The 15,542-nt window shown below is 57.3% G+C and carries 15 protein-coding genes, 1 pseudogene and 1 riboswitch; of the genes and pseudogenes, 4 read left to right on the top strand and 12 right to left on the bottom strand.

Going from position 1 to position 15,542, the window contains the following annotated elements:
• Positions 1 to 110: pseudogene (locus tag HHJ16_RS01245) on the top strand (IclR family transcriptional regulator); the annotation flags it as partial.
• 112 nt (positions 111 to 222) lie between these two features.
• Here HHJ16_RS01245 and pbpG read toward each other — a convergent pair.
• The 11 genes from pbpG to HHJ16_RS01195 form a co-directional block, all read right to left on the bottom strand.
• The gene (gene pbpG, locus HHJ16_RS01240; RefSeq protein WP_293640014.1) at positions 223 to 1,284 is read right to left on the bottom strand and encodes a D-alanyl-D-alanine endopeptidase; all 1,062 of its coding nucleotides are present in this window, start codon (positions 1,282 to 1,284) and stop codon (positions 223 to 225) included.
• 206 nt (positions 1,285 to 1,490) lie between these two features.
• Positions 1,491 to 3,029, bottom strand: coding sequence for a 2-isopropylmalate synthase (locus HHJ16_RS01235; RefSeq protein ID WP_293640013.1), 1,539 nt, complete (start codon positions 3,027 to 3,029; stop codon positions 1,491 to 1,493).
• Positions 3,030 to 3,290: 261 nt separating this feature from the next.
• Entirely contained in the window at positions 3,291 to 4,103 is an 813-nt protein-coding gene (pssA, locus tag HHJ16_RS01230) for a CDP-diacylglycerol--serine O-phosphatidyltransferase (protein WP_293640011.1), read from the bottom strand.
• A 379-nt stretch (positions 4,104 to 4,482) separates the two neighbouring features.
• On the bottom strand, positions 4,483 to 4,842 hold the full coding sequence (locus HHJ16_RS16850) for a transposase (RefSeq protein WP_366557450.1): 360 nt from the start codon (positions 4,840 to 4,842) through the stop codon (positions 4,483 to 4,485).
• A gap of 267 nt (positions 4,843 to 5,109) precedes the next feature.
• Positions 5,110 to 5,901 carry an ABC transporter ATP-binding protein gene (locus tag HHJ16_RS01225; RefSeq protein ID WP_293640009.1) on the bottom strand — a complete coding sequence of 264 codons (792 nt, stop codon included), beginning with the start codon at positions 5,899 to 5,901 and terminating at the stop codon, positions 5,110 to 5,112.
• On the bottom strand, positions 5,901 to 6,926 hold the full coding sequence (locus HHJ16_RS01220) for an iron ABC transporter permease (RefSeq protein ID WP_293640007.1): 1,026 nt from the start codon (positions 6,924 to 6,926) through the stop codon (positions 5,901 to 5,903). The genes HHJ16_RS01225 and HHJ16_RS01220 overlap by 1 nt, the downstream gene beginning before the upstream one ends.
• Complete coding sequence (locus HHJ16_RS01215) at positions 6,923 to 7,768, bottom strand: ABC transporter substrate-binding protein (RefSeq protein ID WP_293640019.1); 846 nt, start codon at positions 7,766 to 7,768, stop codon at positions 6,923 to 6,925. Before HHJ16_RS01215 ends, HHJ16_RS01220 begins: the two co-directional genes overlap by 4 nt.
• 35 nt (positions 7,769 to 7,803) lie before the next feature.
• Positions 7,804 to 8,394: a bifunctional adenosylcobinamide kinase/adenosylcobinamide-phosphate guanylyltransferase gene (locus tag HHJ16_RS01210; protein WP_293640006.1), complete on the bottom strand. Its 591-nt coding sequence runs from the start codon at positions 8,392 to 8,394 to the stop codon at positions 7,804 to 7,806.
• On the bottom strand, positions 8,387 to 9,238 hold the full coding sequence (locus HHJ16_RS01205) for an ABC transporter substrate-binding protein (protein WP_293640005.1): 852 nt from the start codon (positions 9,236 to 9,238) through the stop codon (positions 8,387 to 8,389). Before HHJ16_RS01205 ends, HHJ16_RS01210 begins: the two co-directional genes overlap by 8 nt.
• Positions 9,231 to 10,589: a cobyrinate a,c-diamide synthase gene (locus HHJ16_RS01200; RefSeq protein ID WP_293640004.1), complete on the bottom strand. Its 1,359-nt coding sequence runs from the start codon at positions 10,587 to 10,589 to the stop codon at positions 9,231 to 9,233. The genes HHJ16_RS01205 and HHJ16_RS01200 overlap by 8 nt, the downstream gene beginning before the upstream one ends.
• A 78-nt stretch (positions 10,590 to 10,667) precedes the next feature.
• Entirely contained in the window at positions 10,668 to 12,593 is a 1,926-nt protein-coding gene (locus HHJ16_RS01195; protein ID WP_293640003.1) for a TonB-dependent receptor, read from the bottom strand.
• A gap of 115 nt (positions 12,594 to 12,708) precedes the next feature.
• Positions 12,709 to 13,000: riboswitch (cobalamin riboswitch) on the bottom strand.
• A 37-nt stretch (positions 13,001 to 13,037) separates the two neighbouring features.
• On the opposite strand from HHJ16_RS01195, the gene HHJ16_RS01190 reads away from it, so the two are divergent.
• The 3 genes from HHJ16_RS01190 (at position 13,038) to HHJ16_RS01180 (ending at position 14,731) form a co-directional block, all read left to right on the top strand.
• The gene (locus HHJ16_RS01190) at positions 13,038 to 13,277 is read left to right on the top strand and encodes a DUF904 domain-containing protein (RefSeq protein ID WP_293640001.1); all 240 of its coding nucleotides are present in this window, start codon (positions 13,038 to 13,040) and stop codon (positions 13,275 to 13,277) included.
• The gene (locus HHJ16_RS01185; RefSeq protein WP_293640000.1) at positions 13,274 to 13,621 is read left to right on the top strand and encodes a cell division protein ZapA; all 348 of its coding nucleotides are present in this window, start codon (positions 13,274 to 13,276) and stop codon (positions 13,619 to 13,621) included. Before HHJ16_RS01190 ends, HHJ16_RS01185 begins: the two co-directional genes overlap by 4 nt.
• Positions 13,622 to 13,915: 294 nt before the next feature.
• The gene (locus HHJ16_RS01180; protein ID WP_293639999.1) at positions 13,916 to 14,731 is read left to right on the top strand and encodes a sulfite exporter TauE/SafE family protein; all 816 of its coding nucleotides are present in this window, start codon (positions 13,916 to 13,918) and stop codon (positions 14,729 to 14,731) included.
• Between the two features lie 83 nt (positions 14,732 to 14,814).
• Here the strand turns inward: HHJ16_RS01180 and rraA are convergent, their stop codons facing one another.
• A complete protein-coding gene (rraA, locus tag HHJ16_RS01175; RefSeq protein ID WP_293639998.1) occupies positions 14,815 to 15,327 on the bottom strand; it encodes a ribonuclease E activity regulator RraA in 513 nt (170 codons plus the stop codon).
• Positions 15,328 to 15,542: the final 215 nt, after the last annotated feature.

The following is a 15,542-nucleotide window of genomic DNA, read 5'->3' as shown; positions in this document are numbered from 1 at the left end:
CGGGTCTGTCTATTTCAGCGCCCGCCGACCGGCTGGACGAGCACTGGCTGCCAAAACTGCAGGCGACTGCCAATGAAATTTCTGCAGCGCTGGGGTACAAGGCGAAGTGAACGCGATATTTCGTTTAGGCTGAATTACTTTTTTTCAGCACCCTGGAATCGGAATACAACAGCCGACAAATTGGTTTTTTTGTTCTAGCGCGACGAAACAGTTCGCCGTCCTCTACCCGTTATCTTGCTTGGCCGCAGCGCTAATATTCACTTTGTGATCGGCAATAGGATTCGACTCGACCCAACGGCGTACGCGCTCGGCATCTCCCAAACGACTAAGTTTGCCGGCTGAATCCAGAAAAACCATGATCAGCTTGCGCCCTGCAATTTTTGTCTGCATCACCAAGCACTGGCCAGCTTCCGTGATGTAGCCAGTCTTCTGAAGGCCAATATCCCACTCCGGGTTCTTCACCAAACGATTGGTATTGTTAAATTGGAGCGTTCGGTTACCCACTGCAACTTGGTATCCCGGGGAGGTGGTCAACTCGCGCAGCATCGGATCCCCATGTGCAGCATTGACCAGTGTGGCCAAGTCCTGGGCGGTGGACTGATTGCGACTGGAAAGTCCCGTCGGCTCAACGTAATTCGTGCCATTCATCCCCAGCATTTTCGCCTTGGCGTTCATCAAACTTACAAACGTTGTCAAGCCACCGGGATAGGTGCGGCCCAAAGCGTGTGCTGCTCGATTTTCACTGGACATCAGGGCGAGGTGTAGCAATTCTCCGCGGGTCAGAGTCGTTCCGACCTTGAGTCGCGAACTGCTGTGTTTCTCGGTGTCCACGTCGTCCTGCGTTATGGTGATCATCTCATCCAAGGGCAACTTGGCACCGCTGATAATGACCCCAGTCATCAGTTTAGTCAGCGAGGCAATCGGCAACACCGCATGATCATTTTTGCTGAACAGCACTTCACGTGTATCCTGGTCGATGACCAAGGCCACGCTGGACTTCAGATCAAGCGCATCCTGCGCACCATGAAGACCTGCAATTTGGCCAAACGAGGGACTGGCAGGGACTGCAGCGCGAATGATGGTCCCGTGTTTTGCCCCTGCAACAAACCGGGCACTTTTACGGGTTGCGACAACCTTTTTGGATCCGTGCACTTTTGCAATGTGCGGCTTTTTTACAATGACGCGCTTGCCGGTTGCTGCGTTAACTCCCGGCACGGCCAGTGCAGCAACCAAAGCCACAAATCCAACGATTTTTAATGCCCGATTGAAAATCCGATTAGACATGGTAGGTGAGGCCTGCTTTGAGTTGCAATAAATGGGATGGCTGAAGTGTATACAAATAGAAAAAGCCACGCAATATCAAAAACTTGCGTGACTTTCCTAAACCGCCATTCGGTGGCACGTGGTTCTACCCGCTAACGCCCGGATTTTTGGTAGAAAACCTCGCTAAGCACTTGAAAATAAACGATTTATTTTTTTGCGGTGCTGCGTCAACCCTGTGCGGCCACGCGATCAGCTTTACTTTGAAGCTTATTGAGCGCGCTGAGATAGGCCTTCGCCGACGCCACCACAATGTCGGGGTCCGCACCCACGCCATTCACGACGCGCCCACTATTTTGCAGACGTACCGTTACTTCTCCCTGACTTTCCGTGGATCCGCTGATGGCGTTCACCGAATAGAGCACCATTTCTGCACCACTTTTAACGTGTGACTCAATCGCTTTAAGGGAAGCATCGACGGGGCCGTTGCCGTCTGACTCACTTTTCACTTCCTTGCCGTCAACCGTAAAAACGACGCAAGCTTGAGGGCGCTCACCGGTTTCGCTGTGCTGCGACAAAGAGACAAATCCATACTGTTCTTTGTCGCGCATGACGCTCTCGCCACTTACCAAAGCAAGGATGTCTTCATCAAAAATTTCGCTTTTTCGGTCCGCCAGGTCCTTAAACTTGATAAATGCATTGTTGATGTCAGCCTCGCTGTCCATCGAGACCCCAAGATCCTGCAAACGCTGCTTGAAGGCATTGCGCCCGCTCAACTTGCCCAACACAATCTTGTTGGCACTCCAGCCCACATCTTCAGCCCGCATGATTTCGTAGGTATCGCGCGCCTTGAGTACACCATCCTGATGTATGCCGGATGCGTGGGCAAAGGCGTTTGCGCCCACTACAGCTTTGTTCGGTTGAACCACAAACCCTGTGGTCTGACTGACCATGCGGCTGGTCGCGAGAATGTGTTGGGTATTGATGCCAACATCGAGAGCGAAATAGTCCCTACGGGTTTTAACCGCCATCACTACTTCTTCAAGCGAGCAATTGCCTGCACGTTCACCCAAACCGTTGATGGTGCACTCAACCTGCCGAGCACCCCCAATCTTCACGCCTGCGAGGGAGTTGGCGACGGCCATGCCCAAATCATTATGGCAATGCACCGACCAAATGGCTTTGTCGCTATTGGGAATACGTTCACGCAAGTTTTTGATGAAGTGTCCATACAGCTCAGGAACTGCGTATCCAACAGTGTCCGGTACGTTAATAGTAGTTGCACCTTCGTTGATAACGGCCTCGAGTACCCGGCACAAAAAGTCAGGGTCGGAGCGGTAGCCGTCTTCTGGACTGAACTCGATATCAGCCATTAGGTTGCGTGCAAAACGCACCGAAAGCCTGGCTTGCTCAAACACCTGGTCTGGCGTCATGCGCAGTTTCTTTTCCATGTGCAGCGCACTGGTTGCCAGAAAAAGATGCAAACGCCCTGATTTGGCGGGCTTCAATGCCTCGGCAGCGCGTGCAATATCGCGGTCATTGGCCCGGGCCAGCGAGCAGATGGTCGCGTCCTTGATAACCTCTGAAATGGCTTTGACACATTCAAAATCACCATTTGAACTTGCGGCAAAACCGGCTTCAATAACGTCAACCTTCAGCCGTTCCAGCTGGCGGGCAATCCGCAGTTTTTCGTCCTTAGTCATCGAAGCGCCGGGTGACTGTTCGCCGTCGCGCAAGGTGGTGTCAAAAATGAGTAGTTTGTCGGGCATGGAGAGTTCCTTTTCTTAACTGTGTTTAGCTCAGGCGGCAACCGGATCTGCAAGTCCCTCATTCTCGCCTTGGGCTTGAGCATGTATCAACATGATCGGTTTCTATGTAATTCAAACCCAGCAACCCAAAAGAAAAACGGCCCGTTGCTGGTGCAAACGGGCCGTTTGAGATTGGTATACGCGTGCGCTACCGTCTCCGCCCGTTGGCAGCTAGTAATAGCGCTAGAGAAATCCTTTTCATGACTGAAAATGTACCACAAGTTACTTGTGAAGACCGCGCTCTTCAGGTTCGTCCATCGAGGTGGAAATGACGCTAGTCTGCTGCCCCTTGGCCTTGCGCCAACCATACAGCGCGTAACCTGATAAGCCGTACAGAACAAAGAGACCGAATACCACAGTGGGCGGATGGATATTGATGACGGCAATCCCCAGCGCAATTAACACGATGACAACAAAAGGCACGCTGCGTTTCATCCGAATGTCCTTAAAGCTGTAAAACGGTACGTTGGTGACCATGGTCAACCCCGCGAAAAGCATCAATCCAAAGGTGATCCAGCGCACCTCCAGTCCGGTGATGCCGGTGTCCGTCATCAACCAGATAAAACCGGCTACGAGGGCGGCGGCGGCTGGCGAAGGCAAGCCCTGGAAAAAACGCTTATCCACCACGGCTGTGTTCACGTTGAAACGAGCCAACCGTAGAGCGGCACAGGCGCAGTAAACAAAAGCGCCGATCCAACCCCACCGCCCTAGACTGGTTAGAGCCCAAACATAAGCGATCAGCGCTGGCGCTGCTCCAAACGACACCATATCCGACAGGGAATCCATCTGCTCCCCAAAAGCGCTCTGGGTGTTGGTCATTCGAGCAACCCTGCCGTCAAGGCTGTCAAGCACCATGGCGCTGAACACGCCAATAGCGGCCTGATCAAAACGCCCGTTCATGGCCATCACAATGGCGTAGAAACCACCGAACAACGCCGCCAAGGTAAACAGGTTCGGCAATATGTAAATGCCTTTGCGCCGCTTGCGTATCACTACCTCTGAAGGCTCCAACACGGATTCCTCGCCATCATGCATAAAAAATACTCCTGAAACACAACCAAACCCCATTTAAGCCTTGCGAAATCACACATCCGTTCCTTTAAAGAACGAGTTGGGAGTCCACGGGCTAAGGATACCAACTTCGTCGTCTGGATAACTGCACTATTGCGGTGCGCATCTATAGGTTTGTATTCGGACCGACCTGTCATAGGTTGACAGGTTGACGGTTGATACGTTGAGGCTTAAATCCCTTCACAGACGTCCGATGAACCTCATCGGACGTCTTGTATTTTAGGGCCGTATGGGCTCGCTTCATGCTGTAGCTGTCAATTGAAAATCTGACGATTTTTGCAGCACGAACTCCGGCTTTAAGATCTCATCAAAAAGCTCTGCCAAGGCCCCCGGCACATCGGCGTCACCAACCCGATGATGCCGCTTTCGGGTGCGGTGGTGGATGGCATTCCTGCCCTGTAGCGGGGGCTGCCGTAACTGCGCTGACTGTCTTCAAAGGACTGTTTGAGGCGCACCAACAAAGATTCATTGGCTCCTCGTTGGCCCTCTTCAAGTCAGCCTTCAGGCGCGACACTTCCGCTTTGAGCTGGGCAGTTTCTCCACTGCCAGGGCCAGCTCTTTCCTTTGCAAGACGCACCCAGAGGTACAGACTTTTATCGGACATGCCCAAACGTTTGGCGACGTCAACGACTCCGTGCCCGTGCTCGGTCACTTGTCGTACCGCTTCAGCCTTGAATTCGGCTGGGTATCTCACTGTCTTCATGGCTATCATTCCCGTTCAATTTCGGCCTGAACAGGTGTCTATTGAAGCTGGTGACGTCCAGACAACCGTAAAACTAAAATCAAAAATTAAAAAGCTGAGCTTGCTTTATCCGGCCGTACGCAGGCAAGGCCAAGTCGAAAGCGGCAGTGCGTTTGGCTGTGCCGTTCGCGGGTTTGACGAGAAGCAGGCTGTGGCGTTCGACTTCAGGCTTGTCCCAGGGTTTATACAAAGGCCGCGTTTCTATTTGCAAGCGGCGTCTTTGCGAAGTTAGATTTTCGGCAAGGCCACCCACTGGCCAGCGAGTTGGTGCACGGCAATGCGATGGTCAAACACCTGCTCCAGCGCGCGGTGTGTGGCCGCATCGGTGCAGAGGCCCTGGTGTGTCACACGCCCTTGGTCCATCAGCACCAACTCGTCGGCGTGCAGCGCAAACGATATTTCATGCAACACACTGACTACGGTTTTTCCATTAGCCACCAAACCCCGAACCGTCAGCAACCAGTCCGTCTGGTGCGGCGGGTCAAGGTTCGCAAGCGGTTCATCCATGAGCAGCACCTGTGCCTCAACCGCCAACGCACGCGCCAGCAACACGCGCTGGCGCTCGCCGCCCGACAGCTGACCAAGCGCGCGGGCGCGCCAGTCCCAAGCCTGTGTCGCGCGCAAAGCACGTTCTACTGCAGCGTGGTCTGCGACGCTGGGCGGCGCGAGCCAGGCCTGGTGCGGCAGTCGGCCCAGCATGGCGACGTCGTAAACGGTCAAGTCATCGGCCGAGCCTTCGTTTTGACCGAGCCAGGACAGCTGCTGCGCGCGTTCGCGTCCGCGCATGCCGACCAGCGGCCGCCCGAGTAAAGCGACCTCGCCTTGATGCGGCAGCAGCCCGGCCAGCACCTTAAGCAAGGTGGACTTGCCGGCGCCATTGGGGCCAACAATACTGGTCCAGCGCGCCAATGGCAGCACCAATGAAATGTCGTGCAATACCTCGACACTTCCGAGGCTGGCACTTATGGAGCGGGCGCAGATGGCGACTGAATTAATGGCCCCTGAATCGCTAGACAGCATTACAGCCCGGCTCCCCGTCCGGTGTGCCTGTGCATCAGCCAAAGCAAATAACTGCCGCCCAACACGGCGGTCAGCACGCCCACGGGCAGCTCTTGGGGCGCAATCAGCCAGCGTGCCAGAATGTCGGCCGCCATGAGCAGCACGGCGCCTGTGAGACTGGCCAGCGCAATCAGACGGCCATAGGTGGTTTTCACTATTGAACGCACCAAGTGCGGGGCAGCCAGGCCGACAAAGGCGATCAACCCCGTTTGCGCTACGGCGGCTCCTGTGGCCAGTGCCAGTATCGCCACCAGAGCCGCCCGCATTTGCGGTAAGCGCATTCCTAAGCTTTGAGCGGTGGCCTCACCCAGCGCGAGGCCATCCAGAACATGGCTCAGCATCCAGGCGGCAACGAGGCAGGCGATGAAGGCCACGGCCATTACGACACAAGCGGCCCAGCCGACAAAACCGGTACTGCCCAGCATAAACGACTGCATCGACTGCATGATGTCAGGGTTCAAAAGCAAGACGAGCGCGGTGATCGCGCCCAGCACCACACCGACCACCACGCCAGCCAGCAGCAAGCGCAACGTGTGCTGCACGCCTTTTGCCAGCAGCAAAGTCAGCAATACGGAGAGAACAGCGCCGACGAAGGCTGCCCCCGTCAGGCCAAGACGCGCCAGCCAGTGCGTCGCCAGAGGCGACACGCCGAACAGCACCATGGCCGCAGCCACGCCGAGTGAGGCGCCGGACGCGCTGCCCAATAAATAAGGATCCGCCAACGGATTGCGGAACAGGCCTTGAGCGACGGCGCCCGCCAAGCCGAGCAAAGCGCCTGCCAGCCAGGCGCCCACGGTGCGCGGCAGACGAATCTCGCTAACGATCAGCAATGCCTGCGGGTCGTGCTGCATGGCCAGCAGGCTGTCAAACCCAGTGCTGCCAACGCTGACGCCAAAAAGCAGCAGCGCCGCAGTCGCCAGTAGCAGCCCGGTGGCAAGCCAAAAGGCCTTTCGGTGCTGGTTGTGAGGGACGAAAACCGGACTCATCTGGCTTTATCTTCAAGGCATTTGGCCATGATGCGGGCCGCCTCCGCCATGCGCGGACCGGGGCGCACCACCACGTCAGCCTCATCCACTCCGAAGACGCAAATTCGCTGCTCCCGAACAGCCTTGATGCTGGACCAACCCGGGTAGGGAATCATGGCTTGCATGCTGCGCTCGCCCATCATGATCACGTCCGGATTGGCACGTACTACAAACTCAGGATTGAGCCTCGGAAAGGGCCCGAGCGAGGCGGGCACCACATTTCTCACGCCCAATCGCATCAGTGTTTCGCCAATAAAAGAGGATTCGCCCGCAGCATAGGGACCGCGGTTGACTTCAAAGTACACGCGGGCGTTTCTGGCTTTAGGTGACAGCGACTGGGCGGCCGCCGCGACACCGGTATCGATGATGCGCCACAAGCGTTCGGCGCCCGCCTCTTCGGGTACGCCCAGCAGCAACCCAAGCGTCCGCAACACGCGCTTGACATCGGCGTGCTTTTTGGGCTCCAGCGCAACGACCTTGATGCCCAGCGACTCCAGCCGTTGGCTCGCCCGCGACGATGTGGCCAGCAACACGACGTCGGGTTTGAGCGCCACGATGCTCTCAATGTTCGGATCCAGCCCCCCGCCCATCACGGGCAGCTGTCGCACACTGGCTGGGTAGTTGGAATAGCGGTCCACACCCACCAGGCGCTGGCATTGCTCAAGGGCGCAGACGCTTTCGGTCAGCGAAGGCAGCAGGCTGACAATGCGCTGCGGTGTTTGCGCAAAGGTGATGGTCGCTCCCCGGTCGTCAGTGACTTGCAAGGCGTGGGCGGGTGCCAGCGCCGCAATGCAAAGCAGCATCAGCGCCAGGGTTGTCCGACTGATCGACGCTAATTTCATGGCCGGCCTTTCAAGGTAAGCGGTAAACCGGCTGCCATGAAGGTCACTCGCTCGCAGACCTGGGCCACTTCCTGGTTCAGCCGCCCCAGTGCGTCGACAAATGCCCGCGTCTCGCGCCCCAGCGGAATCACGCCCAGTCCGATCTCGTTGCCGACCAGCACCACTGGCCCGGACACCGCTTTAATTGCTCCTAAAATCATAGCTTTTGGTGCAGACTCATCTTGCACAACAGGCTGCTTTTTTTCAGCATACTCCGCAGGCATCAGCAAATTTGTCAGCCACAAAGTCAAGCAGTCGACCACCACCAATGTGTGGGGCTCGCTGTAACGGGTCAAGGCTTGCGCCAGTTGCAAAGGCTCTTCAATGGTCCGCATGCCAGGCACACGGATGGCGCGGTCTTGCTGATGTCGCTCGATACGCGCGCGCATTTCATCGTCCCAGGCTTGAGCCGTGGCAATCAGTACTGCGTGGTGGGCAGGTGATTGGGCCATCCATCCCAGCGCAAGCATTTCGGCTCGGCGCGACTTGCCGCTTTTTTGCCCCCCCAGAATCAGTTCACTGCGGGCCGTGGCGAGCTTTTCACTCATGCTGGCGGCTCCAGTCCATGACGATGCGGTGTAATTGCTCCACGCCATCCGTCAGTGCCGCAGGACCGGGCTGAAGAATTTCGGACGACTTGATCTCAAACAGCTGGCCAGTTTTAACGGCATTGACGACCTCCCAACCCGGGCGGGCCAACACATGCGCGGGACGAAATTTTCGACCGCACCAGGAACCGAAAATAATGTCGGGGTTGCGCCGCACAATCTCACTGCCGTCGCCAATGATGCGGTCCTTGCCCATGGCTTGCGCGGCCAGTTCGGGGAAGCAGTCGTCGCCGCCAGCAATACCCATCAGTTCGGAGACCCAGCAAATGGCGCTGATGTGCGGGTCAAACCATTCTTCAAAATACACGCGTGGCCGGCGTTTCAGTGTGGCAGCAGCTTGGCTGATCGCCAGCAAGCGGCTTTGCATGGCCTGGATCAGTTCCAGGCCCCGCGCAACCTGTCCCACCATGGCGGCCAGCTGGTACATCATGGAAAAAATCTCGGCCACGCTGCGCTGGTTAAAGATGGTGACTTGAATGCCGCGCCGAACCAACTGCGCGGCAATGTCGGCCTGCAGGTCGGAAAAACCAATGACGCAGTCGGCCTGCAGTTCCACGATCTTGTCGATCTTGGCGCTCAAATAGGCGCTGACCTTGGGTTTTTCCTCACGCGCACGCGGTGGGCGCACGGTGTAGCCGGAGATGCCCACAATGCGGCGCTCCTCGCCCAACAGATAAAGCCACTCGGTGGGCTCTTCCGTCAGACAAACGATGCGTTGCGGGCCATAAACGGAGGTGTCTTGGCTAGCCGCCAGCGCGCGCCAGCTGCTCAGTTTTTCACGCATGGCTGCCTTTTAAAAAAAGCCGGGCCGCAGCGGGCGGGTTGGAGGGAAACCATGCATGAAAATAACTGGCCCGTACCGAACCCGTCGGGCCGGTCACATAAAGCGACTCGCCGTTACCACGCAATACCTGACCCGGCGCCGCCTGGGTGCGCGTGAAACTCTGCAACGGCGTGTCACAGGTGGAGTAATGGAAGGTGTGGCCGCGCAAGATGCCGCCTGCCACCTCGAGCTGCTGAGGACCCAGGGCCGCCAAATGCCTTTGCATCGTTACGCCGCCCGGCAGAATGCCCCACATCGGTTCCCTTTTCCCATCGACGTCTGTGATCTCCCCGAACAAGGCCATCATGCCGCCGCACTCTGCCCAGACCGGCTTACCGGACTGGACGTGCGCTGCGATACTGCTTTTCATGGCGGTGTTGGCCGCAATCTTTTGGGCATGTAACTCGGGATAGCCGCCGGGCAGCCACAAGGCGTCGCAGAGCGGCAGTTTCTCGTCTGCCATGGGAGAAAAATAAGCCATTCGGGCACCCATTGCCTGCAGGCAATCAAGGTTGGCGGCATACAGAAAGCAAAAGGCGGCGTCGCGCGCCACCGCAATGGTTTGTCCGAGCAATAGGCCAAACGGAAACTCCAGGAGTTCGTTTTCTGCATCAGCATTTGTTTCCAGCGTGACAGCCCACGATTGCAGATCGTCGGCCGTCATTTGTCCTAGCCGGGTCGTGGTCAGCGCATCAGCCGCCGCATCGACCCGTTGCAGCGCATCGGCGAGTTCATGGTCCATAACCAGGCCCAGGTGCCGCTCGGGCAGTGCGAAGGTGTCGCTTCGCATGAGCGCACCCAGCCACTGGGCAGGCTCGCGCAAGCTGTCTTCAAGCATCACCGCATGACCTGGCGATGCCACGCGGTTGGCCAGTACGCCGGCAAAAAACAAACTATCGCGGTAATGCTGCAAGCCATAGGCCAACGCACCGAAAGTGCCTGCCATGGCGCTGGCATCGATTACGGCGACTACAGGCAAGCCAAAGCGCTGGGCCAGATCGGCCGCGCTGGGCGGGCCGTCGAACAAACCCATAACCCCTTCAACAATGATGAGGTCTGCATCCAGCGCGGCGTCGTGCAGGCGTTGCGCGCAATCGGCCTCGCCGTTCATCCACAAGTCGATCTGGTGGACGGGCGCACCACTTGCGAGTGTCAGCCAGTACGGGTCCAGAAAATCGGGGCCGCACTTGAACACGCGGACCCGCCGACCCTGCCTTGCATGTAACCGCGCCAGTGCGCAGGCCACGGTCGTCTTGCCCTGACCCGACGCGGGGGCAGAGATGAGAACAACGGGACAAGTGACGGTGGACATGGTCGGTGGGTGATGGTTGCTCAGTGTCAATCAGCATTTTCGTCCCAACAGGAGCGACGCATGCATGGTCTCCACGTTCTAGAACTTGATCCTCACCGCAGCGACGGCCGCACGTCCAGCTTCTGGATAGATGGATGTCGTTACGCTTGCGGCACATCCGAAAGCCTGTGTGTAGAAATTCCGGTCAAACAGGTTGGTGATACCAAGGGACAATTCCACGTTCTGCCACTGGTAAGCGTAGCGTGCATCGGCTGTCGTGTAAGCGGGAATGGAACACTGGTTTGCAAAGTCAGGACGCTGTGACGACACCCAGTTGACTCCGCCACTTACGAGATGTTTAGGTAGTGGGATCCAGTCCGCGTGAACAGCAAAGGTGCGATCTGGTGCGAGCGGTACGTCCTTACCGGCGTACGGACCCGATGCAAATGTGGATTTGCGCAGTGCTGCGTTAACGCGTAGGTTCAGGTTCGCCCGGTAGGCGTAACTGCCGTCCAATTCAAGTCCTGAACGGCGGGTTGGGTCAAAGTTGACGTTGGCACCAAAATTTCCACCGAACGGATCAGCCGCATTCGGATCGAAGCCAATCTCGTTGGTCAACGCGCTACGGTACCAACGGGCTTCGAGCTTGACTGGCCCCGAGGCATAGCGCGAGCCGAGCTCTACATCTGTGGAACGCTGTGGTAGCAAGGTGACCCCGGGCGATGTGTAGCTAAATTCGTCTGCGTTGGCTAAGCGGAAGCTGCGGCCCACACGGCCATAAGCAGAAACCTCTTTGTTGAGCGGCTGGTTAAGCCCGAGCTCCCACGCATTCTGCCGATCGGATAGACCGGATGAAGCGCTTGTGCTGTCTTTGTTAATGCGCTCTGTTCGTGCACCCATGGACAGCGTGGTGCCGGTGGACGACACCGTTAGCTCATCACGAAAATAATAGGCGCGTGAAGCTTGGGTTGCAGAGGACCCGAACGCACCGAGCACATTGCGCTGCCAATTTCCGTAGTCAGTGCCTAGTGTCAGGCTGTTTGAAAAGGCGGCTTGTTTCGCCGTGTGTGCGGCGCGTAAAGCGTAGGTGGTGGCCTTGACGTCGTAGTCATAGTTGAAACTGCCAAAGGACGAGACAGAGAGACTACGTAATTTCTTTTCCCGCCATCCCGCATCGGCCGAAAGCTGCCAGTCCCCTAAAGCTGCTTCAGCAAGAACGCCGTTGCGAAGGTTACTAATGGAAGCTTTGTCGAGCGGATGTGTCGATTGCCGGGGATTGTTTTGGTACTGGGAAGCAGTCAAAGAGCCGGGCAAACCCGTGTCAAGAGTATCTTGCGCCTGGCTTGCACCCAAGCGCAGCCACTCGTTACTCCACTGGGCGGCCGCTGAGACCGCCCCCGTCTTAGAGCGAAAGTTATCTCGATAATTGTCTGCATCGCGGCTCATTGCATTGAGGTCCACTGAGAATCCTCCGCTTGCAAGCGTTGCATTCGCGCGTTCCTCGCGGAGGCCGTAGCTGCCCACGCCGGCGTACAAAGATGCCCCATTGTTGCGTTCGGTACCCTTTCCAGCCTTTGTGGTGATGATGATGACGCCCCCCGTCGCGCCCTCGCCGTACAAAACTGCACCGCTGCCGCGGATCACTTCGATTTGCGATACCGATTCAATCGGAATACCGGCCAGGCGGGTACCACTTAAATCCGCTTCATTGAGGCGGATACCATCGACGATAACAATCTGGTTACTGCCTGCCGTACTTCCAAAACCCCGCAGATCCAGTGCGTAGTCGCCGCCCCCATAGAAATCCTGACGACCGACGACACCCAGCAGCCGCATGATGGCGTCGTTGACCGTGGCTGCACCGATACGTTGAATATCTGCCTCAGTAATGACGCTCGTACCAAAGGGCTGGGATTCACGTGGGCCGATCACCCGGCCACCAGTCACCACCACCTCTCGAAGTGAAGGTACGGGCCCGGCTTGCGCCAAAACGGCCGTGGTAACGGGCAATGCCAAAGCAAGCACGGCCAGGCGAGCGCGAGAAACAGAATTTTTCATGAACTAAGCAATCAACAAAAATGCCCTCACCGGCTTCCCCGCCAGTGCATGAGCGTTACGAACGCCCACCCAAATTAAGGACGTGCGCGTTCACCTTGTTGGCCGGTATCCGGGCTGACGGAACTACTCTCATCGCCTTCCCAGGCGCGTGTTCAAAACGCTCAGTGGCTATTGATGAAAGCTGAATGCGTCTACAAATTTAAAATTTGAGGAGCGGCATTCGTCCGTTTACCGTTGCGGGGGCAGCGCAGGTTAGAAATCGCGGCGCTTTCGAACTGGGCTGACCCGGTTCGAATGGCTCTGACTCCCTCCTGCTTCCCGTTGAACTGCAGCATGTGAACCACACCGCGAGCACCAACGGATGGGATTCTACGCGGCAAAGCCGCAGCAAACCCTACAATCAGCATCGCTATGTCGAACCAAAACCAAATCGACCAGATCACCGAACGCGTTGAACGGCTTTTGCTGCGCTACGAGGAATTGCAACGTACCAACGCTTTGCTCGACGAGCAGGTTGGCGTTTTGACCCACGAGTGCGAGTCGCTCAAGTCACGGCTTAGCGCCGCGCGAGCCCGCGTGGAGGCTTTGATTGAACGCCTTCCGGAAAGCAGCGGTCACCCTATCAAAACGCCGACCGGAAGTGAGCGATGAAACAGATCGAAGTTCAAATCATGGGTCAGAACTACTTGCTGGGGTGCCCCGAAAATGGGGAAGCTCGACTGCAGGAGGCCGTTCAAAAGGTGGATGCAGCCATGTGCAAAATTCGCGACATCGGCAAAATCAAGGCGCGTGACCGTATCGCCGTCCTGGCTGCCCTGAACCTCGCGTTTGATCTTCAGGAGCGCACCGCAGGTGACCTGGATGCGCCTGGCGCAGCACAACCGCAGGCGCCGACGGCCTCCTCCGAAATCGCTGGCGATGCGGCGCGCCCGGAGTTGTCTGTATTGCTGCAGCGGCTGGACACCGCACTGGGCACGGACGGTCGCCTGCTTTAGCGCGTGGCGGGCGCCCCCTGAATCTCCGATGCGTCCACACGTCCGAGGCGACAAAGCTCTACAATGAATTTGTCTGCGATGCGCACTGGGCTTTACATTTCCTTGAACCAATGCTCCACGAGCACGGGCTTGGTAAATTGTCCGGCAGGCGTGATCGTCTCGCGTCAGACGAACCCGAAACCTGACTGCCCTCGCCCACCTGAACCCCGGTTCAGGATGACGGTCCAGTGGCACTCGCAGACACCTTATTTCCCTGTCGGTTTCCGGACAGTTGCCACAAGTCTCTCCTGACCTATGAATCTCGAACCGCTCCTTATCGTTGAACTTGCACTTTTGGGCCTGGGCACCGGTTTTCTCGCAGGCTTGTTGGGCGTTGGCGGCGGCATGGTGATGGTGCCGTTCATCACGATCATCATGTCGAACCGCGGTGTTTCCCCGGATTTGGCTGTCAAAATGGCGATCGCGACGTCCATGGCCACCATCATCTTCACGTCTATCTCGAGCGTTCGGGCCCACCAGAAACACGGTGCTGTGCGCTGGGATATTGTCAAGCGGCTGGCGCCCGGCATTGTGGTTGGCAGCATCATCGGCAGCTTGGGGGTGTTTTCGCTGCTCAAAGGTTCTTACTTGGCCATCTTTTTTGGCCTGTTCGTAAGTTTCTCGGCGACCCAGATGTTTCTGAATAAAAAACCGAAACCCAGCCGCCAAATGCCTGGTACCGGAGGCCAGCTGGTGGCCGGCGGCTTCATCGGCTTTCTTTCTGGCTTGGTCGGTGCAGGCGGCGGCTTTATCAGCGTGCCCTTCATGACGTGGTGCAACGTAGCGATTCACAATGCAGTGGCCACCTCCGCAGCACTCGGGTTCCCGATCGCCGTTGCGAATGTGCTCGGCTACGCACTCAGCGGTCAGACTGTGCAGGATTTACCTGCGGGCTCATTTGGCTACATCTGGCTTCCGGCGCTGGGCGTGATTGCGACTTGCAGTGTCATCACAGCGCCGCTGGGCGCCCGGGCTGCTCACAAGATACCTGTAGACAAGCTCAGACGGGTCTTTGCCAGCATTCTGTATGGGTTGGCTGCCTACATGCTCTACAAGGGCTTGACCAGCTAAAAAGTCGCCCCACGCGTTTTCGCGCTGGAGCGCTTCGCCCATCCGCTGATCTGCAACTGTAGGCGCCGGCGCCGCACCGATGCTCAGGCAGTGCGCGGCGCCAGCATAACGACGATGCCGTCTTCATCGGCATAAAGCCAGTCGCCGGGACGTATCCACACGCCCTGAATTTGAACTGCAACGTCGCGTTGGCCCTCTTGACGTTTTTCGGTAGGCAGCGGCATGGCAGCCAACGCCCTTATTCCGGTGCGGCATTGCGCCAGTTCGGCAACGTCCCGCACGCAACCATCAATCACGACGCCTGCCCAGCCATTTTTTGCGGCGGCTGCACCCAGGTTGCCGCCCAATAAAGCGCGGCGAAGTGATGCGCCGCCGTCAACCACCAGCACGCGCCCTTCACCGGGCAAGTCCACAGCGGCTTTCAGCAACGAGTTGTCTTCGAAGCATTTGACGGTAGCAATGGATCCGCTAAATTTTCGAAGGCCCCCAAAGTCTTTAAAAACAGGCGGCAACACCCGGAACTCGCCAGAGCTGTCGTTTTTATAGGCGTCGCACAAATCGCAGGTAGCAAACGAAACGGTGGCAGATAGGGTCATTTCCTGGTGACTTTCCTTAAATGTGGAAGCACCATTTTGCCAGTTCCTCGACTTGATTCTGGGGTGACCCACCGTTGCCGTTGTCAGTCTTAGCCGTGCGCGCTGGCCGGCAGCGAGGTCTTTTTTTGCGCCATTGGTTGCGATTTTCAGAAGGTCCTTTTTGCCAGGGAACAGGTCGCTGGCAGCGAATCGGCGGACCGCAGTGCAACGCTTTA

Origin of the sequence: Polaromonas sp. (genome assembly GCF_012927485.1) — a bacterium.
In the GTDB taxonomy this organism is placed as follows: domain Bacteria; phylum Pseudomonadota; class Gammaproteobacteria; order Burkholderiales; family Burkholderiaceae_C; genus Polaromonas.
The sequence above is the reverse complement of the archived record's forward strand: the minus strand, read 5'-3'. Positions and strand labels throughout refer to the sequence as shown.